This window comes from Streptomyces sp. NBC_00704 (genome assembly GCF_036226605.1).
GTDB lineage: Bacteria > Actinomycetota > Actinomycetes > Streptomycetales > Streptomycetaceae > Streptomyces.
The window spans coordinates 3,674,128-3,692,519 of record NZ_CP109000.1 but is presented as its reverse complement, the minus strand read 5'-3'; the positions used below and the strand labels follow the sequence as shown (position 1 = coordinate 3,692,519).

Here is an 18,392-nt window from a genome sequence, read left to right as displayed (position 1 = left end):
CGTCCCGCGTCGGGTAGAACGTCCCTAGTGCCGTCCCCGGTTGGTAGGAGAGATTGAAATGGCAAACGAGAGATTACGTGCGGCCATGGCGGCCGGCGGCTGGACGTACAACGCCCTCGCGGACAAGGTCGAAGTCGATCCCAAGTCCGTCGAACGATGGGTCAACCTGGGGCGTACGCCACGTCGTGCCACGGCCATGTTGGCAGCAGAGACGCTAGGAGAAGACGTGCACGCTCTATGGCCATCGCTCAGGCAGGCACGCCCCGCCCGTGCCGTCAGTCCGGAACTCGTGGCCCTCTACGACCAGCGGGCGGACATCCCCGTCTCCGCCTTCGTGGACATGCTGACCCAGGCACGCGAGCAGATCGACGTGTTGGTGTACGCGGCCGTCTTCCTGCACGAGGCGTACCCGAGGCTCAACGAGCTTCTGAAGGAGCGAGCGGCCGAGGGCTGCGTGGTCCGTATCGCCGTTGGCGACGCGGACAGCCCCAACGTGCAACAGCGTGGAGACGAGGAAAAGTTCGGCCACGGCATCCAGTCCCGTTGCCGTCTCGCGCTCATGCACTACCGCCCCCTCATCGGGGTACCGGGCATCAAGGTACGGACTCACGCCACGACGCTCTACAACTCGATCTACCGCGCCGATGATCAGGCACTGGTCAACGCCCACGTCTGGGGCGTGAACGCCTACAAGGCCCCCGTGTGGCACCTGCGCCGAAACGGGGAAGGCGGCACGTTCGACACCTACGCAGACAGCTTCGACGCGGTGTGGGCAACCGCGACACCCGCACGAGAGAAGTGATCATGGCACGCACCGAGTACTACGACGACCCAGACGCCCCCAAGCCCAACAGCCTGGTCGTCGCCGCGTCCGCAGTGGTCACCGACGACGAGGGACGCATCCTCCTACAGCGCCGGCGGGACAACGATCTCTGGGCGCTGCCCGGCGGCGGCATGGAGATGACCGACTCCCTGCCAGGAACCGCCGTCCGCGAGGTGAAGGAGGAAACGGGCCTGGACGTGGAGATCACCGGGCTCGTGGGGACGTACACCGACCCGCGCCACATCATCGCCTACTCGGACGGTGAGGTGCGCAGGCAGTTCAACGTCTGCTTCACCGCCCGTGTGGTCAGCGGCCAACTCGAGATCTCGGACGAGTCCACCGAGCTGCGGTTCGTGCAGCCGGCGGAAGTTGCACAACTGCCGATGCACCACACGCAGCGGCTCCGGATCCGTCACTTCCTGGAGCACCGTGAGCAGCCCTACCTCGGCTGATCGAGACCTGCAACGCCCGCTTTAGGAGTTCGATCGCTCCTCGGCACCACTAGGGAACGACACGGCCACGCTGGCCATGCCAGGCTGTCTGGGAGTGCTGGCGTCCGACGCCGTTGATGTCACTTGTGGATGTCAGAGCGTCCCAACTACCTGCGGTCGTTGGCACGATGGTTCCGTGGACGACCTGGAGCGCATCGCGGCAGAGATCACGGCGTACTACCGAGCACTCGACGAGTGCGCCACTCAGCGGCACCACTTCCGCCACGCTGACGAAGAAGGCGACCTCTGGTACATCGAGGCCGTACCCGCTCGCGGCAAGTTGATCGTCATTAAGCAGGCCGAGCTGACCGCGGCCGGCCAACTCCACCGATACAGCTGGGAGCACCTGGAGGACGAGCACGGCGGCCTGACAGACCAAGCAACCGATCCTGGACAGGATCCGCTGGAGGCCATCCCGGCCGAAGAGTTCTAGCGCGTGTGGACTCGGTGAGCGGACTGGACAACCACTTTAGGAGAGACGCTGGGACGTCGGGCTGGTGACCTGGGGCTTCGATGCCGGGTGAGCTACCAAGCAACTCCACTGCTAGACAACCTCGTTGACCGTGGCTGACCGCTGCATCTGGCACGTCAGTGGCACGAACCTCAGCCGACGACAGCCAGCCACGACGGCGGGTGCGCCGGCCGACGAGGTGCGCGTGTGTCTCGCTGTGGCCCCACGGGCCTTGGCCACGCTGCCATGCCGTCATCCAGTCCGAGCCGCGCCGGTAGAAGCGCGGCAGTGAGACCTTGGGTGATGACCTCTGCTTTGCAAGGGACGGAAATCGAATACAGCTCGTGGTGACCCACTGGGGACTAGGGAAAAGAATGTGAATGAGTGACCCTGCGGGTCACAGACGGGGCCATTCATGTGTGTTACTAGGCGGCCGGTTGCAAGTCCGGCTACGCTGCGGACTCATCTGTTTGTTCTGAACTGCGCGGAATGGGACGGAAGCTGCGACAGGCTGCGGGGCTGGGCACGCTAGCATTGTCACTGTGGGGGGAGGCATCGTGGCACTGGACGCGGGGTCCCGACGGATCGCTATCGACTGCGCGACAGAGCGACGGAGTCGCCTAAATTCTCCTATCGTTATTGGAATGCAAGGCGATGGAAGATCCCTTATTCGTGGATCGCGTAAGCTCTTCTACACTTTCCGAGATGTAGCCAGTCCATGATTGGGTCTCATCTTCAACGACTTTGCTAGCCAGTCTTCGAAGCGTAGAAATCACCAGGAGCAGAGATTCTATGTCTTGATCTGTAGGGGATTCCGGATCCATGGAAACATAGATCTTTGTAAATTGTATTTGCGCATCGGCCAAAGCGTTCTGCAAGAAAATTCCAGCCTTCACGTACCGGGTCCAAGAGGCCGAGTAACCGAAAAGTCGGTCGAATAGAACTGCTCCTCCACCGAGCGCCAAGAAAACAAACCCCCATTGCGCTTCGACAGAATCCGGAGCTACCGAGTGCAACAAAGGCAATACTGCTCCAACGATTATAGAAATCGCCCCTAGGGCCCGCAAGAATTTGGATTTGCGAGAGGGTGAAATGCGCCTTTCCAGATACCATCTAGAGGTATCAATCAAGTAACTTTCAACAACCGTAAAAGTTTCTTGCACTATTGCCATTCGCGAGTTCAAGGGCGGCGGAAGGCTGATAATTTTCGAGCAGCTAATGTCAGGGATTCGCCGCGACCACACTGTCAACCTCCTGAGATTTAGCTTGTAATAGCTTCCCCTGCAGAAGTCCATCGTAGCTCGACCGCGGCTTTGTGGCAGGGAGGGTAAGGCAACATCAAAAGGCGATAAGTCCAATTATGTGATAGAATAATCGGCTATGCCGAGCATGCGGCCTTGTGCTCTATGGCAGCTAGAGCGTTACGGCCGGCGAGAGAGTAGTTCAAGAATTTTCCGGTACCCACCTCGCACCAACCGGATCGAGCGTAGAATTGCCGCGAGGGCTACTCACCTGAATTACTATGCCATTTAAAAGAATTGGGATGAGGGTATGCGCATACTCCACATCAGCGATCTCCACATTCGTTCTGCCTGGCAGATGGACCAGCAGAAGATCGTGAGCGCATTTTTGCGTGACCTTCAGGAGCAGCATGCGTCCGCGAACATTGACGCCGTTATCCTCAGCGGAGACATTGCTTTCAGCGCGCAGCCAGACCAATTCAATTTTGCGCAGAGTCACTTGCTTGACCCCATACAGGAAATGCTCAAACTCGACCGAACTCGTATGATCCTCGCTCCCGGTAACCATGATGTCGATATCTCTCGTATCGACGAGTATGCAGAAGAAGGAATGCGAACACGTCTTATTGATCGGAGTTCAGTCAACAAGATACTAGACAATGATATTCAGCTTGAGCGGGCGATCGATAGAATGTCTCCGTGGAGTAGATTCCATCAGGAATACTACGCAGGCACCTCCGTAGAGAGCATTTCTAAGCTGGCAGCAATTCATCGTTTTACGGTTCAAGGCAAGTCTGTTTCAGTAGTAACGCTGAATTCGGCATGGCGAGCGACGGGTGCTGGCGATGACGCAGATCGAGCGCACTTGATTGTGGGCGATCGACAACTTTCTATGGCAGCAGACGCAGCAGCCTCTGCAGATATCCGTATCGCCGTCATGCACCATCCTATTAATTGGCTAGCAGAGTTCGATCAGGGTGATGCTAAAAGGGAACTCAATCGGGGATTTGGGATCCTATGCACCGGCCATACCCATGTTAATGAACCTCGCGCAATACAAGGTTCATTTGGCGGAATAGTTCACAGCGCGGCAGGATCGCTTTATAACTCGCGCGAATACATGAATTCGTATTCGATAATCGATGTTGCGCCAGATCTGTCTGGCGGACGCGTGAGCATGCGCACCTACTTTGACATGCGCGACGACTTCGACATGGCAGTGAATATTGCCCCGGGCGGTGTAATTGATTTCAGTTTTGAGGCGCCGCGAGAATCGAATGGTGCGGAGGCAATCACCACCAAAGCCCCGGATTTGGCCGCATCGGTGCTGCTGGATGCTGTCAAAGAACGCAGCATCCTCACCGTTGACCTTCCAGTAGATGCTGACATCAACGATGTTCTAGTGCCTCCGGCTCTCCTTCCTTTGCCACTGGAGCAGTACCTCTCAGCTAATGACCCGGAAGATGGTGGAACCGCGATTGAGCGGGACGACATCCGGGAGCATCTCGGAACCGAAAGACTCTTCATCCTGGTGGGCGAAGCCTCAAGCGGACTCACGAGTGCGCTCCAATGGCTTACGTACCAGGCGTATGTGCTTGATCCTACATTGGCACCAGTTTGCATCGATCGGGATGATTTGGGTCCCGGCAAGGATCCTGTAACCAACGCGCTACGCAAAGAGCTGGCTCTTGCCGGAATACCCGCTGGACCTAAAGATGCCCTTCCGAAGCTGGCTATTGCTGTTGACGTCACCGATATCGCGCGTACGCGGAAGATGCAACGCGTTGCAGAATTTATCCGAACGCAGCCAGACCACACTTTCGTTATTGGGTGCGGCCGGGATGACGAGACCCACATCACGGAAATGCTGCATAACGAGGGTATTGCCCCGTTTACGCGCTACTTGGGTTCTTTTGGGCGGAGAGAGATCAGGAGCCTTGTAGCGTTGACGGGTGCAGACCGCGAAGACGAAGTTGTGACGGCAGTTTTGGCGCTACTGAAGCGCGAACGCCTGCCTCGCACTCCCGCGATTATTTCTGCTCTTGTATCTATCGTCGCAGCAGGCAGTTCCCTCTCGCATGGGGAAAATGATACAGCCGTTCTGGAATCTTATCTTGGAATGCTTTTGGGACGCGGAGAGGAGGCCGAAGAACGCGATCACTCGCTTGATTACCGGCAACGGCAACACATCCTTTCCTCGTTGGCTGAGAAATTTATCAGAGATAATATTCGGCGTTTGCCTCGAGTAGAAGTAGAGCGCTTCCTCCTTGACTACTTTCAGGCGGTCGGATGGTCCGAACCTCCAGGTGAGGTGATTAAATCTCTCGTAGCGCGACGCGTCCTCGTGGAGCGCAACCAGGTGGTATCTTTTCGACACCATATGTTTATGTATCTCTTGGCCGCGCAAGGGGTCCAAGATTCGGCAGAACTTCGAGAGTTTGTGCTTTCCGACGCACTCTCGTTTGCCCCCATAATTCGTCACGTCGCGGCTCTTAGAAGAAGCGACAGAGAACTACTGCGTCATGTGTGGCTCCTTTACAAAAAATGTCGGGAAGACTTGGGTCTTGAAGGCGCCGACCTATTCGCAAGAACAGCGCTGAAGGAGGGCTGGGGTGGTGACGACGACACCGCCGCACTCTTGAGAAAGGTTCTCCCCTCAGAAACGACTACCCCAGAGGCGGAACCCGAGGAATCTCGGCGTGAATTCGAGGATATGCTCGACCAAATGGATGCGCTCTTTGCTGTCGAGGATGAAGATGAGGACATAATTCGACAAAGGGATAAATTCCTTGACTTTGTGGAATCTCTAGAACTTATGTCTTCTGTTCTGCGGAACAGTGAACTCGTGCAGGATATCCCGCTCAAGAACAATGTTCTCCAGGATGCTCTAGAGGGTAGGGCGAATTTTGCCGCTATAATTTCCGGAAGCATAGAGGAGTTTTTTGCTTCCTCGGAAGTAGTCGAGAGTGTCGTGCGTGCTTCGACTGCTTCTGACGCAGACGTTGGCGAAGTCGTTGAGCGCATTATGGTGTTGACGCCGATTCTGGCGATGTGGGCTGGCATTGCTGATTCAATGGCAAACTCTAGGCTCTCGCAGAGCGTCTCAGAAGCCATGAAGTCCGAGTCCTTTATCGCTGACCCCGGGCGGGCGCTCATGGGAGTTATGCTGGCTCAGCAGATTGGCCATTCCGAGTGGGTTGAGTATGCAAAGATGGTTCTGCGAATGCACGGCGAGAGGAAATCGGTGCAAGAGTCAATCCGATTTTTTGCCACGTCTGCTTACATGGATCCCTCAACCCAGCCTGGTCGTCAACGAGACCTGGAGGGCTTGATTTCCTCCTGCCTAGTCACCATGCGATCCTTTCCGAACAACGCTGTGCGCGAAGAGGTCAGGGCGCGAATCGGCCGGGAGCTTCGTGATCAACGGCAACGGCGGATGCTGAACCCTCGACCCACCGGGCAAGATTCCGGTGAACTGCTGGGCTGACGTGGGGAAATTAGAAGTAGAGCACTTCGATCACGTGAGTTCTAGAGGTCTGATGCCATGTATGAGCGCTCCTGCAGGTGGCGGCCCGGGCGCCGGCCGGGCTGGAGCGGGGCGGAGACAGGAGCGCAGGCCCGGCCGGGGGCCGGGCCGCGCGCGGTGAGCGGAGCGGGCCGCACTGATCAGGCAAGCCACTCCACAGCTCGGATCTATCCGTTAGTGTGTGCATCGCCCTTGATCGTATGGACGATCAGCGGTCCGTTCACGTACGCCATCCCTTCGCGCGGCCCTTCCGCACGGGCCAAACCTCCAGTGTGCCGTACGACGTGCCCGGACGGCGGCCCGCGGCCCGCCGCGCAGTCCCGCGGAGCCCGTCGGCGGCGGGCAACCCCGCGCCCCCTCCGGGTGTCTGACCGGGAGAGCAGCGCGACGGGCGCGACGCGGTGAGGAGTTCACGGTATGTCGGTCCTGTCGTTCCGCAGGGGCGCGGTCGGCGTCGGAGCAGCGGCCGTCCTGGCGGCCACGGGCACGTGGGTGATGTGGCCGGCCCACGTCGACGAGGCCCTGTGGGCCGAGGTGCGGCCGGTGATCGAGGCCCGCCTCGCCGCGGAGCCGGGGAGCGGCGGCCCGGCCGGCGGCGCGTCCGTCCGCGACGCCCGCTGGTTCTGCCGTGCGCGGGCGCTCGCACTGGAGGAGCACGGCGGCGAGATACGGGCCGGCGTCGACGCGCTGTGCGTGCGGTACGGCCTGCGCGACGACGCCCTCGTGGAGTGCTCCGCCGGCCGGCGCCCGCAGGTCGTGCGGCTGCGACGGGACGACTCGGCCGACGGCGGCTTCCGCGTCGTCGGCCGGGAGGAGCCGCCGCAGGGCGCGGACGGCGGGCGCTGGAGCGCGTCCCGCTTCGGCCTCTTCACCCGGTCCGCCCCGCGGGACCCGATGTCCCCCGCCGAACTGGAGACCGAGGCCCGCACCCACTTCGGCCTCCCCGCGGACGCCTCGGTGGGGGAGTGCTGAGGGCGGGCGGGGCGGCCGCGGCGGCGGTCGCCGTCGGCCGTCGGCCGTCACCCGTGGCCCGTGGCCCGTGGCCCGTCAGTCGTCGGCCAGTTCCGCCACGCCCGTGATCCGGTGCAGCGGATACGTGCGCACCTCGTCCGCGGTGTGGTCGTACGCCGTCACGAAGCCGCCCTCCACCCGGACCGGCGCGATGACCCGCTGGCTCGCCGCCCCCTCCGCGTTGACGTAGCCGATCCACAGCGCCTCCCCGGTCAGGACGGCCGCCTGCATGGTGGCGAGGGTCTCGGCGGAGCTGGTCCGGGGGAGCTGACCGGGGCCGAGCGGAGCGGCGTCCTCGGCCGGCTTGCGCGGTGCCGTCGCCGCCAGATCACCGGCCCGGATCGCGCGGATCGCCGCCGTCAACAGGGTGCCGTCGGGCACCGGCGGGCCGTCCGGCACCGGCTCGGGGGCCGTGCGGGGCGGGGTGCGACGGGCGTGCGCACGGGTGATCAGGACGTCGCCCTCGGCGGACTCCGCCGCCGGCGCGAACCCCATCGCGCGCAGCCCGTCCAGGAGGGCCGCCGGGTCCACCTGGGCGGCGAGCACCGTCGGGGCCAGGCGGCGCAGCCGCAGGGCGACGGCCCGCTTGTCGGCGAGGATCTCGTTCAGCATCGACTCGTCGTCGCAGCGCACATACGCCGAGGCCGCCCCCACGCGCAGATGACCGTGCCGGCGCGCCACGTCGTCGATCAGGTACGCCAAGGGCTGCGGCACCGGCGTACGGGAGTGCTCGGCGAGGAAGGCGTGCAGGTCGGAGGCGCTGCGTCCGGCGTCCAGCGCCCGGCGCACCGAGCCGGGCGTGAAGCGGTAGACGGTCGCGCCGCCCTTGGACTCGACGTCCGCCAGGACGTTCAGCACGTCGGCCAGCGGACGCCGCAGCGGACCGGGCGCGACCGCCGTCAGGTCCGCCTGGAGCAGCACGTGGTCGAGCGGCTCGGGCAGCAGCGGGGCCAGCAGCCGGGCGGCCGCCGCGGTGGCCACGGCCTGCTCCGGTCCCGGCACGGAGGCCGCGCCCGGCACGGAGGCCGCGCCGGAGGGGGCGGCGGCACGGTGGTGGGCCGGCAGCTTGTCACCCGGCCCGGCCGGAACCGCCCCGGCCGCGACCGGTCGCGCGACCGGCGCCGCGCCCGCCCCCAGCAGGGCCCGGCCGTGCGCCGACAGCGCGCCCCGGCCCGTCACGCCCAGCAGTTCGGCCTCGGTCAGCGTCCAGCGGGCGATCCGGGAGCGCAGATCCTCGTCCTCCTGAAAGCCGTGCGAGCCGTACGAGCCGTACGAGCCCTGCCCACCGTGCACGCCGTGCGAGCCAAGGGCGGACTGGGCGGACTGGGTGGCCTGGGAACCCTGCGAGGCCGCGGCGCCCTGCTGGTTCTGCTGGTTCTGCGCGCTCTGCCGGCCCTGCGGCCCCGCACCGCCCTGCGGACCCGCCCCGCCCTGGGGCCGTGGCCCGCGCAGCGGGCGCTCCCAGCGCAGGCGGGCCAGCACCGCCTCCGCGTCCGGCACCGCGCCCTCCGGCAGCCCGGCCAGCAACGTCAGCACCCGCCGCCGCACCTCCGGCGCGGCCGACCGGTCCAGGCCGGGGCCCAGCGCCGCCAGCGCCCGCTCCTTCAGGTCCCGGCCGCCGACCACCCCGGACGTCCGGGTCGCCGTCAGCCAGGCCTCCGCCAGCCGCGCCCACCGCTCGGCGGGCGGCCGCTCCAGCCAGTCGTCGTACTCCGGCGTCGCCGCGTACCGCTCGTCCGCCTCACCGTCGGAGGCGAGGAGACCGGCCGCGTACGCCAGCTCCACCCAGAACGCGGCCACCGGCTCGGACACGTCCAGCGCGACGGCCGTCCGCTTCAGGTCGCGCACGCTCAGCCCGCCGGCCCGCAGCACCGCCGGACCGCCCTCGTCCCACTCCTTCAGCAACTCCTCGACCGTCGTCAACGCCGTGTACGCCTGACCGGCCGCCGTCGCGTCCACCACCTCGGGGCGGTGCGTCACGAGCGGCGGCACGGCCGGCGGCGTCGGCAGCGGCGACCGGTGGGCGCGCCCCGCCCGCAGATGCAGGGCCACCTCACGCGGCAGGACGACGGTCCCCGGCGCCGTCGGCAGCAGCATCCCCCGGTCCAGCAGCCACCGCAGATGCGCCGCCGGCTCCGCCGTGACCTGCCCGTACGGCGGCCCCCACACCAGCCGCTCCAGCACGTCCAGGGAACCCGCGGGCGCCTTGGCCAGCAGCGCGGCCATCTTCCGCCGACGCGAGAACAGCGACGTGAGCGCCGACACCGCGGACACCGAATCGTGCGTGGACGGCAGCCCGGCGTTCACCACGAACTCCTGGACGCGGCCCGGCGACATCCCCGCCGTCGCCTCGCGCACGCTCGGCCCGAGCCCCGTCGGCGAGGGGTGCTGCGCCGACGGCGCGAGCAGCTCACGGGCCGTCCGCACCAGCCTCAGCCGGTCGTCCGCGCCCCACACCAGCGCCTGTTCGCGCAGCGCGGCCAGGGCGCCCGGGAGCGCGGCGGCGACGGCCGGGTCGTGCGCGTCGCCCGCCATCAGACCGAGCAGTTCGTCCCAGGTCGCCGGATCGCCCGCCACCGCCAGCGCCTCCGCCGTCTGCAGCGCGAACGCGTCGAGCCGCTCCAGTGCGCGCACCACCGAGGCACGGGTGCCGGCCCGGGTGGCGAGCTGCGTGAGGTCCGTGGGGACGGGCGTGACGAGGTCGGGTCGGGCGCGCAGCAGCGCGGCCAGGGAAGCGTCGTCCCGGGCGCGGAGCGCTTCCGCGAGGGACCGGGGGGCCTGTTGGTCCGCGGTGCTCATCTTGCCCACGGTAGCGGTACCCGCCCCCGCGGGCCGCGCCCCCGGGCCCCGCGCCCGTCCTCGGCGCGGCCCGCCGCTGTCCCCCGCGGACCGCGCACCGACGGCTTCCGTCCGTGCCGGGTGCCCGGCGCGCCCGGACGGAAGCGGTAGCTTCTTACCCGTGGGGATCGAGAGCGACCAAGTCGTCTACGAGTATCTGAGCCGCGTCGGCGACATCGCGCAGCAGCGGCAGTTGTCGTCGGCCACCCGGATGCGGCTCGTCTCCGAGCTGCGCGACGAGATCGACCGGCGTCGCGCCAAGGCCGCCGTCGACTCCCCCGCCGCCGTCCGCCGCATCATCGACCGCCTCGGCAGCCCCGACGACATCGTCGCCGCCGCGGCCGGCTCCGGCGCGGGCCTGCCCCAGCCGCCGGCCCCGGCCGTGCCCGTGCAGCGCGACCGCGAGGAGACGCCCCGCCCGCCGAAGGGCATCCGGCGCGCCGTGCCCCGGCCCCGCACCGGCGCCCCGCCCCCCGCCGCCCCCTCCGACGCGCCGTCGCCGCCGCACCGCGCGCCCGCCCACGAACTGGGCGACAGCCGGGAGTCGCCCGACTGGTGGCTGCACGAGCCGACCCCCTTCGGCCCCGGTGAGGACGTGCACGGCTTCGTCGGCGGCGTCGAGATCCCGGACCTGCTCAAACCCCCGCCGCGCCGCGACCCGGAGAAGGAGGAGGAGGAGGCCGCCGAGCGGAAGGCAGCCGGGAAACCGGCCCCGTCGGCCGCCGCCGACGCGACGGCCGACGGCGAGAGCGCGGCCCGCCCGCGCCGCCGCCGGCTCCCCTTCCTCGGGACGCCCGGCGCGCGGGCCCGGCGCTGGAGCAACCCGCTGCTGCTCGTCGCGGCCGGCTGCCTGGTCGCCGGCGCCGTCCTCGGGAACTGGTTCGCGCTGCTCCTGGGCTGGCTGATCGCCTACGCCTCGCGCCGGCTGACCGACCGTGAGACGAAACTGGCGGTCGTGTGGCTGCCGGGGCTCGCGCTCACGTCGGGCCTGGTCTGGCTGTGGGGGCGCTCCGAGGGCCGCTGGGGCGAGCCCATCGCGGAGGGGCACATGCACGACGCGGTCGCCGCGACCTGGCCGTGGGTCATCCGGGGCGCGGCCGTGGCGTCGGCCCTGTTCCTGGTCTGGCGCTCGCAACGGCAGAGGTGACGCCGCCCACGCCGCCCCGCATGCCTGCCGGGACGCGGGCCGCGGCGAGGGCGCGGCCGCGTCACCGCCCGCGCCGGGCGCGGCCCGCCGACCGGTGACAATGGCGGACATGACCGTCACTCCAGTGCGCACCGTCGGCTTCGACCTCGACATGACCCTCATCGACTCCCGCCCCGGCATCCGCGCCTGCTGGCAGGAGCTGTCCGCGCGGACCGGGACGTACGTCGACGCCGACCTGGTGGTGACGCGGCTGGGGCCGCCGCTCGCGCAGGAGATGGCGCACTGGTTCCCGGCGCGGGACATACCGGCGATGACCGACCTCTACCGCGAGATCTACCCGGAGTTCGCCGTGGCGGGCACGCTCGCGATGCCGGGCGCACGCGAGGCCGTCGCGGCGGTCCGGGAGGCGGGCGGGCGGGCGATCGTCGTCACCGCGAAGTGGGAGCCGAACGCCAAGCTGCACATGGAGCACCTGGGCATGCGGCCCGACGCGGTGATCGGCGACCTGTGGGCGACGCAGAAGGCGACGGCTCTGCGCGAGCACGGCGCGTCCGTCTACGTCGGTGATCACGTCGGGGACGTGCGCGGCGCCCGTGCCGCCGGGGCGTTCTCCGTCGCCGTCGCCACGGGCCCGTGCAGCGCGGCGGAGCTGGCCGAGGCCGGCGCGGACGTCGTCCTCGACGACCTGACCCGGTTCGCGCGGTGGTTCGCGGCCTACGACGGCTGACCCTGGCCCCGTGCCTGCCGACGGCCCGCGGCCGCCGACCGCAGCACTCCCGCGGCCGCGAGCAGGAAGCCGACGCCCATCAGCATGCACAGCCCGAACATGAACGTCGGGAAAGGCGTCGTGCCGAGCAGCAGTGGGGCGACCGTGACCAGTGTGGCCACGGCGCCGACGAAGAACACGACGGCGCCGGCACGGATCAGTCGGTCACCGGGAGCGGCGGAATTCGTTTGGGTTTTGTCACGCACCGGACCAGGGTAGTTCCCAGCCCTGAGGAACAGCCGGGGGACGTCTTGTCACCGGCTGGCAGAGCACTAGCCTGGTACCGGCGGGTCATGGTCGACCCGCCCGAGTGCTGTCCGGAGCCGTTCCGCAGCGGTTCCGGAGCCGTTTTCCATGCAGGTTTCTACGAGTACGAGGACGAGGACAGACGTGCCTACCGGCAAAGTCAAGTGGTTCAACGTCGAGAAGGGCTTCGGCTTTCTCTCCCGCGACGACGGCGGTGACGTCTTCGTGCATTCCTCGGTCCTCCCCGCCGGAGTCGAGGCACTGAAGCCGGGCCAGCGAGTGGAGTTCGGCGTCGTCGCCGGGCAGCGCGGCGACCAGGCGCTCTCCGTCGTCATCCTCGACCCGACCCCGTCGGTCGCCGCCGCACAGCGCAGAAAGCCCGACGAACTGGCCTCCATCGTCCAGGACCTGACGACCCTCCTCGAGAACATCACGCCGATGCTGGAGAAGGGCCGCTACCCGGAGAAGACCTCCGGCAAGAAGATCGCCGGCCTGCTGCGCGCGGTCGCCGACCAGCTGGACGTCTGAGCGCCGCCGACGGCGGTCACGGGAAGTCGAGTGCGCCGGGGCCGAGGGGCGGCAGCAGACCCTCGGCCGCCGCGCGGGTGAGCAGGCCGCGGACCGCCGCGCGGCCTTCCTCGCCCAGCTCCGCCGTGAACTCGTTGACGTACAGGCCGATGTGCTGGTCGGCGACGGCCGGGTCCATCTCCTGGGCGTGTTCCATCACGTACGGGCGGGAGACCTCGGGGGCGTCCCAGGCGGCCCGTACGGAGGCGCGGACCGCGTCGGCCAGCCGGGTCAGCGCGGCCGCCCCCAGCGAACGCTTGGCGATGATCGCGCCGAGCGGGATGGGCAGGCCGGTCGTGGACTCCCAGTGCTCGCCCATGTCCGCGAGCCTGTGCAGTCCGTAGCCGCCGTAGGTGAAGCGGGCCTCGTGGATGACGAGCCCCGCGTCGACCTTGCCGTCCCGCACGGCCGGCATGATCTCGTGGAACGGCATGACGACGATCTCGCCGACCCCGCCGGGCACCGTCTCCGCCGCCCACAGCCGGAACAGCAGGTAGGCGGTGGAGCGCTCGCTCGGCACGGCGACGGTGCGGCCGGTGAGGTCGGCCCCCGGCTCGCGGGTGAGGACCAGCGGCCCGCAGCCGCGGCCCAGCGCGCCCCCGCAGGGCAGCAGCGCGTACTCGTCGAGGACGTACGGCAGCACGGCGTACGACACCTTCAGCACGTCCAATTCGCCGCGCTCGGCCATGCCGTTGGTGACGTCGATGTCCGCGAACGTCACGTCGAGCGCGGGCGCGCCCGGCACGCGGCCGTGCGCGAGGGCGTCGAAGACGAAGGTGTCGTTGGGGCAGGGCGAGTACGCGATGTGCAGCGCCGGCTCAGTCGTGGTCATGTGCCTTCCAACTCTCCAGGACGGGTGCGAGCTTCCCGAAGGCCCCGGTGAGCGCGCCGAGCGCCTCGCCGATGCGCCAGGCGGCGCGGTCGCGCGGGCCGACGGGGTTGGAGACCGCGCGGATCTCCAGCACGGGCGTGCCGTGCGCGGCGGCCGCCTCGGCGACGCCGAAGCCCTCCATCGCCTCGGCCAGCGCCCGCGGGTGGCGGGCGCGCAGGGCGGCGGCCCGGGCGGCGGTGCCGGTGACCGTCGACACGGTCAGGACGACCCCGGTCCGGGCGCCGGTGACGGCCGCGGTCTCATGGACGAGCAGGGCGGGGGGACGGTGGGTGACGGCGCCGAAGCCCAGCTCGGTGACCGGCAGGAAGCCGTCGGCGGTCTCGGCGCCCAGGTCGGCCGCGGTGATCTCGTCGGCGACGACGAGGGAGCCCACGGGCGCGTCGGGCGCGAAACCGCCGGCGATGCCCGCCGACACGACGAGGCCGTAGGGCGCGCCGCGCAGGGCGGCGGCGGTGAGGGCGGCGGAGACGGACGCGGCGGCCAGGGCGGGGCCGACGCCGGCGGCGAGGAGGTCGCAGCCCTCGCCGGCGCGGTGCAGCGTCAGGCCGGGCAGCAGGGCGCGCGGGGCGGGCCCGGACGGCCACGCCCGTGCCACCGCGTCCCGTTCGGCGGGGACCGCGGTGGCCACGAGGACGCGGGGGCGGGACGTGGTCAGTCGTCCTTCTTGAGCTTGAAGGACCACAGGCCGGTCGCCGCCTGGCTCTGCTTCTTGCCGTCGCCGGCCTTGATGGTGACGAGCGTGGAGTTGCCCTGGGCGCCGTACTGCGCGTTGAAGAACACGCTGCCCGGGATGGTGCGGTAGGTCTTGTCGCTGTCCTCGGTGAGCGGCTGACCGTTCATCAGGATCGTCCAGCGCTTGTCGGCGACGTCGGGGTCGACGCCGAAGCGGACGGTCTCGTCGGGGTCGACGCTGATGGACTTGATGTCCTTGTCGCCGAGGCACTTGGTCAGCTCGGCGGCCTTCAGGGTCTCGCCCTCGCCACCGCAGGTGGCCTCGGAGCTGACCGAGTCGCGGCCGACGGTGATCGTGGACAGGGGGGTCGGCTTGTCGCAGGCCGACAGGACGAGCAGTCCGGCACATACGGCGCCGGCGGCGGCGACGGCACGGCGGCGTCGCACCACGCCGAGGACATCAGCGGCTCCGCCGCGGGGCATCGTGGTCATGGCCGAAGGCTATCGGGCACGCCGGGTGGTCTCTTTACGCGGGGGGCGGCGCGGCTGTGTGTTACGCCACGCGGGGCTTGGCGCCGCTCCCGTGGCGCACCGAGGAGAGCAGTCCGCGGACGGTGGCGAGCCAGCCCAGCGCGACGACGGCGGCGGCCACGGACAGGCCCAGCGATCCGTTGAGCGGCATGACGATGCCGACCGCGCCGCCGAACACCCAGCACACCTGGAGGAGGGTCTCGGAGCGGGCGAACGCCGAGGTGCGCACGAGTTCCGGCACGTCGCGCTGGATCAGCGCGTCCAGGGACAGCTTGGCGAGGGCCTGGGAGAACCCGGCGACGGCGGCGAGGCAGGCCACGAGGAACGCGCCGAAGAACACGGCGGCCACGAGCACGGCGCCCAGCACGACGGCGACGACCGTCACGATGATCAGTTCCGGGGCCTTGGAGCGCAGCCAGGCCCCGACGGCCGTCCCCAGCGCGTTGCCGAGGCCCGCGGAGACGGCGACCATGCCCAGCGACACGGCCGCGCTCTGTCCGGTGAGGGGGTGCTCGCGCAGCAGGAACGCGAGGAAGAACGTGAGGAACCCGGACAGCCAGCGCAGGGCGGCGTTGGCGCCGAGGGCGTGGGTGACGGCGATGCCGACCGTGCGCAGGCCGGGGCGTTTGACGGGATGGCGGTGGGGGCCGTGCAGGTGCTGCTCGTCGGCGGCGAGGAGGGCCACGTCCTCGCCCTTGGCGGAGTCGACCTTGCGGGGCAGGGAGAACGACAGGAACGTCCCGGCCACGAAGATCAGGAAGGCGCCGTAGAGCGGGTAGCGGGGGCCGAGGGCCTGGAGTCCGGCGCCGACGGGCGCGGCGACGCCGGTGGCGAGGAGGCCGCCGAGGGTGACCCGTGAGTTGGCCTTGACCAGGGAGAACCCGGGCGGCAGCAGACGGGGCACGACGGCGCTTCTGACGACGCCGTAGGCCTTGGAGGAGACGAGCACGCCCAGCGCCGCCGGGTACAGCTCGATGCTGCCGGTGGCGACGGCCCCGGACAGCACCAGCGCGAGCAGGGCCCGCGCCAGCATGGCCCCGGCCATGGCGGCGCGCCGGCCGTGCGGGAGCCGGTCGAGCAGCGGGCCGATGACGGGGGCGAGGACGGTGAAGGGGGCCATGGTGATGGCGAGGTAGAGCGCGACGCGGCCGCGGGCCTCGTCGGTGGGCACGGAGAAGAAGACGGTCGAGGCGAGCGCGACGGTGATCATGACGTCGCCGGCGCCGTTCACGCCGTGCAGCTCGATCAGCTTGCCGAGGCCGGACTCGCCGGCGCCGTGCGCGTGGGTGATCTTCCTGATGCCGCGGGCGGCGCCGGTGAACGGGAGGTTCAGGGCGCGTCCGACCGCGCGGACGGACCCGCTCATCCGGCCCGAACCGCTCACCTGGCTCCTCCCCTTGTTCCCCTTCGCCGCACCGATGCCGGTGGCGCCCTGGGGTGTCCTTGCGGCTGCCACCCCGTCATAGTGCCCCGGAAACGCCGTGCATAGTGCGGTTACCGCGCGTATGGCCGTGTGATCGTCGGCGTGCCCGGCGGGCCCGGCCATGCCCGCCCCACGATTCCACGGCGCCGCCGGACGGGCGCAGGCGGGCTGCGGGCGGCCGGGGTGAGCGCGGCCGGCCGGCGGCGAGTACGGGAGCGTGGGGGAGGAGCGCGGGAGGCCCGCGGTGATGGGCCGGTGCGGCCTCGGCTGCGCGGTGACGGGGGTGGAGGGCGTGTTCGGGGTGTTCGGGGTGTTCCCGGGCGCCGGGAAGGCCGTTCCGGTGCCGGAGAAAAGGGGCGCCGTGGGGCGGTCGGGGGGTTTCGAAGTGAGGGAAACGTCCCGTCGGTGTAGGCCGAGCGTCCGGGAGCAGGTAGCGTGCGTAGCGCGCCGTGGCGATCGTTCTCGGCCGCGCGCCTCCCGGACATCCCGCAGAATGGATGACAGCAGGTGCGCCCGAGCGCGATCGGGCGCGGACGTCGACGCGGTCCAGTGGTCCGCTCCGTCCGCACCCGCCGCCTTCAGGCAGGCGCACCGAGAGACGGCGTAGGAGAGAAGCGATACCTGTGAGCGCAGCGACCACGCGAAGCCGCACCCCCGACCGCCTGTGCGCCGAGGCCGTCGACCTCGCCCGCGCCGCAGCCGAGGAGGCTGCCGCGCCCGGCGTGGTCGGCGAGCACGCGGGCGTCGTCTCCGAGGGCGACCGTGTGGTCACCCACTACTTCGAGTGCAAGGAACCGGGCTACCGGGGCTGGCGCTGGGCGGCGACCGTGGCACGGGCCTCCCGCGCCAAGACCGTCACCCTGGACGAGGTGGTCCTGCTGCCCGGCCCGGACGCGGTGCTCGCGCCGGAGTGGGTCCCGTGGAGCGAGCGGCTGCGCCCCGGCGACATGGGCCCGGGCGACCTGCTCCCCACGGACGCGGAGGATCTCCGTCTGGAGCCGGGGTACACCGGCGAGGACGACCCGCGCCTCCAGCCGGGCTACTTCGACGCGGACGACCCGACGCCGAACTCGCCTCTCTCCGAGGAGATGGCCGAGCTGGTGGAGGCGGAGGACGCGGAGGTGACGGCGGCCCCGCCGGCGGCCCTGCCCGCGGCCCCGCGCCGCGGCACGATCGCCGCCGTCGCGGAGGAACTGGGCCTGCGCAGGGCCCGGGTGCTGTCCCGTTACGGCCTGCACACCGCCGCCGACCGCTGGGAAGAGGGCTTCGGCGCCAAGACGCCCATGGCGCAGGCCGCGCCCGCCTCCTGCGTGAGCTGCGGTTTCCTCACCCCGATCGGCGGCTCGCTGGGCCAGGCCTTCGGCGTGTGCGCCAACGAGTTCTCCCCGGCGGACGGCCGGGTGGTCTCCCTGGCCTACGGCTGCGGCGGCCACTCGGAGGCCGCGGTCATGCCCAAGACACCGCGGCCGGCCCCGCCGGTGATCGACGAGACCCGCGTCGACCCGTTCCCGCTGCGCCCGGCACCGGACTCGGGCTCGGTCCCGGCCGTCCCGGACGAGGACACGGCAGAACTCGGCCACTCCTAGCGGCGGGGCGGCCGCGGGAGCACTCGGGCCGGCACCGGGCCACTGGGTCGCCGGGCTACCGGTCCACCGCCGGGCCGCTGGGCTACCGGGCCGCCGGTCCACTGGGTCGCCGGGCCGCCGTTCCACCGCCGGGCCGCAGGGTTACTGGGCCAGCACCGGGCTACTGAGAGTCGCCGGGCTT

Annotated in this window: 16 protein-coding genes; 9 read left to right on the top strand and 7 right to left on the bottom strand. The window is 69.1% G+C overall.

Annotated elements, in window-relative coordinates; translation table 11 throughout:
• Nucleotides 1–58 precede the first annotated feature (58 nt).
• From OG802_RS15975 to OG802_RS15965, 3 genes are all read left to right on the top strand, one after another.
• A complete protein-coding gene (locus tag OG802_RS15975) occupies nt 59–802 on the top strand; it encodes a helix-turn-helix domain-containing protein (RefSeq protein ID WP_329411201.1) in 744 nt (247 codons plus the stop codon).
• Nucleotides 803–804: 2 nt separating this feature from the next.
• Nucleotides 805–1,275, top strand: a complete 471-nt coding sequence (locus tag OG802_RS15970; protein ID WP_329411199.1) for an NUDIX domain-containing protein — start codon at nt 805–807, stop codon at nt 1,273–1,275.
• 175 nt (nt 1,276–1,450) lie between these two features.
• Entirely contained in the window at nt 1,451–1,747 is a 297-nt protein-coding gene (locus OG802_RS15965) for a hypothetical protein (protein ID WP_329411197.1), read from the top strand.
• 638 nt (nt 1,748–2,385) lie between these two features.
• Here the strand turns inward: OG802_RS15965 and OG802_RS35955 are convergent.
• On the bottom strand, nt 2,386–2,937 hold the full coding sequence (locus OG802_RS35955) for an SLATT domain-containing protein (RefSeq protein WP_443055253.1): 552 nt from the start codon (nt 2,935–2,937) through the stop codon (nt 2,386–2,388).
• A gap of 379 nt (nt 2,938–3,316) precedes the next feature.
• Between OG802_RS35955 and OG802_RS15960 the strand changes: the two genes are divergently transcribed.
• Nucleotides 3,317–6,493 carry a metallophosphoesterase gene (locus tag OG802_RS15960; RefSeq protein WP_329411195.1) on the top strand — a complete coding sequence of 1,059 codons (3,177 nt, stop codon included), beginning with the start codon at nt 3,317–3,319 and terminating at the stop codon, nt 6,491–6,493.
• A gap of 456 nt (nt 6,494–6,949) precedes the next feature.
• Complete coding sequence (locus OG802_RS15955) at nt 6,950–7,504, top strand: hypothetical protein (RefSeq protein WP_329411193.1); 555 nt, start codon at nt 6,950–6,952, stop codon at nt 7,502–7,504.
• Between the two features lie 75 nt (nt 7,505–7,579).
• Here the strand turns inward: OG802_RS15955 and OG802_RS15950 are convergent, their stop codons facing one another.
• Nucleotides 7,580–10,342, bottom strand: coding sequence for a helicase C-terminal domain-containing protein (locus tag OG802_RS15950; RefSeq protein WP_329411192.1), 2,763 nt, complete (start codon nt 10,340–10,342; stop codon nt 7,580–7,582).
• A gap of 160 nt (nt 10,343–10,502) precedes the next feature.
• On the opposite strand from OG802_RS15950, the gene OG802_RS15945 reads away from it, so the two are divergent.
• Both OG802_RS15945 and OG802_RS15940 read left to right on the top strand, forming a co-directional pair.
• Nucleotides 10,503–11,528 (top strand): hypothetical protein, encoded by a 1,026-nt coding sequence (locus OG802_RS15945; protein WP_329411191.1) that lies wholly within the window; start codon nt 10,503–10,505, stop codon nt 11,526–11,528.
• Between the two features lie 100 nt (nt 11,529–11,628).
• Nucleotides 11,629–12,255, top strand: a complete 627-nt coding sequence (locus OG802_RS15940) for an HAD family hydrolase (protein WP_329411189.1) — start codon at nt 11,629–11,631, stop codon at nt 12,253–12,255.
• On the opposite strand, the gene OG802_RS15935 is transcribed toward OG802_RS15940, so the two are convergent.
• Nucleotides 12,243–12,500, bottom strand: coding sequence for a hypothetical protein (locus tag OG802_RS15935; protein ID WP_329411187.1), 258 nt, complete (start codon nt 12,498–12,500; stop codon nt 12,243–12,245). The genes OG802_RS15940 and OG802_RS15935 overlap by 13 nt on opposite strands.
• Nucleotides 12,501–12,684: 184 nt before the next feature.
• Here OG802_RS15935 and OG802_RS15930 point away from each other — a divergent pair, with 184 nt between their 5' ends.
• Nucleotides 12,685–13,068, top strand: a complete 384-nt coding sequence (locus tag OG802_RS15930) for a cold-shock protein (RefSeq protein ID WP_329411186.1) — start codon at nt 12,685–12,687, stop codon at nt 13,066–13,068.
• Nucleotides 13,069–13,084: 16 nt separating this feature from the next.
• On the opposite strand, the gene OG802_RS15925 is transcribed toward OG802_RS15930, so the two are convergent.
• The 4 genes from OG802_RS15925 to OG802_RS15910 all read right to left on the bottom strand — a co-directional run bounded on the left by OG802_RS15925 (nt 13,085) and on the right by OG802_RS15910 (nt 16,658).
• Nucleotides 13,085–13,939: a 1,4-dihydroxy-6-naphthoate synthase gene (locus OG802_RS15925; protein ID WP_329411185.1), complete on the bottom strand. Its 855-nt coding sequence runs from the start codon at nt 13,937–13,939 to the stop codon at nt 13,085–13,087.
• On the bottom strand, nt 13,926–14,627 hold the full coding sequence (locus tag OG802_RS15920; RefSeq protein WP_443055252.1) for a futalosine hydrolase: 702 nt from the start codon (nt 14,625–14,627) through the stop codon (nt 13,926–13,928). Before OG802_RS15920 ends, OG802_RS15925 begins: the two co-directional genes overlap by 14 nt.
• A 23-nt stretch (nt 14,628–14,650) precedes the next feature.
• Nucleotides 14,651–15,163, bottom strand: a complete 513-nt coding sequence (locus tag OG802_RS15915) for a DUF2771 domain-containing protein (RefSeq protein WP_329411182.1) — start codon at nt 15,161–15,163, stop codon at nt 14,651–14,653.
• 61 nt (nt 15,164–15,224) lie between these two features.
• Complete coding sequence (locus OG802_RS15910; protein ID WP_329411180.1) at nt 15,225–16,658, bottom strand: MFS transporter; 1,434 nt, start codon at nt 16,656–16,658, stop codon at nt 15,225–15,227.
• Between the two features lie 590 nt (nt 16,659–17,248).
• On the opposite strand from OG802_RS15910, the gene OG802_RS15905 reads away from it, so the two are divergent.
• Nucleotides 17,249–18,211, top strand: coding sequence for a DUF3027 domain-containing protein (locus tag OG802_RS15905; RefSeq protein ID WP_329411178.1), 963 nt, complete (start codon nt 17,249–17,251; stop codon nt 18,209–18,211).
• The last annotated feature ends 181 nt before the right edge of the window (nt 18,212–18,392 follow it).

What these genes read in the sequence shown, in the direction of transcription:
- OG802_RS15975 (WP_329411201.1), top strand. Translation starts at nt 59, where the DNA reads ATGGCAAACGAGAGATTACGTGCGGCCATGGCGGCCGGCGGCTGGACG.
- OG802_RS15970 (WP_329411199.1), top strand. Translation starts at nt 805, where the DNA reads ATGGCACGCACCGAGTACTACGACGACCCAGACGCCCCCAAGCCCAAC.
- OG802_RS35955 (WP_443055253.1), bottom strand. Translation starts at nt 2,937, where the DNA reads ATGGCAATAGTGCAAGAAACTTTTACGGTTGTTGAAAGTTACTTGATT.
- OG802_RS15960 (WP_329411195.1), top strand. Translation starts at nt 3,317, where the DNA reads ATGCGCATACTCCACATCAGCGATCTCCACATTCGTTCTGCCTGGCAG.
- OG802_RS15955 (WP_329411193.1), top strand. Translation starts at nt 6,950, where the DNA reads ATGTCGGTCCTGTCGTTCCGCAGGGGCGCGGTCGGCGTCGGAGCAGCG.
- OG802_RS15950 (WP_329411192.1), bottom strand. Translation starts at nt 10,342, where the DNA reads ATGAGCACCGCGGACCAACAGGCCCCCCGGTCCCTCGCGGAAGCGCTC.
- OG802_RS15940 (WP_329411189.1), top strand. Translation starts at nt 11,629, where the DNA reads ATGGCGGACATGACCGTCACTCCAGTGCGCACCGTCGGCTTCGACCTC.
- OG802_RS15925 (WP_329411185.1), bottom strand. Translation starts at nt 13,939, where the DNA reads ATGACCACGACTGAGCCGGCGCTGCACATCGCGTACTCGCCCTGCCCC.
- OG802_RS15915 (WP_329411182.1), bottom strand. Translation starts at nt 15,163, where the DNA reads ATGACCACGATGCCCCGCGGCGGAGCCGCTGATGTCCTCGGCGTGGTG.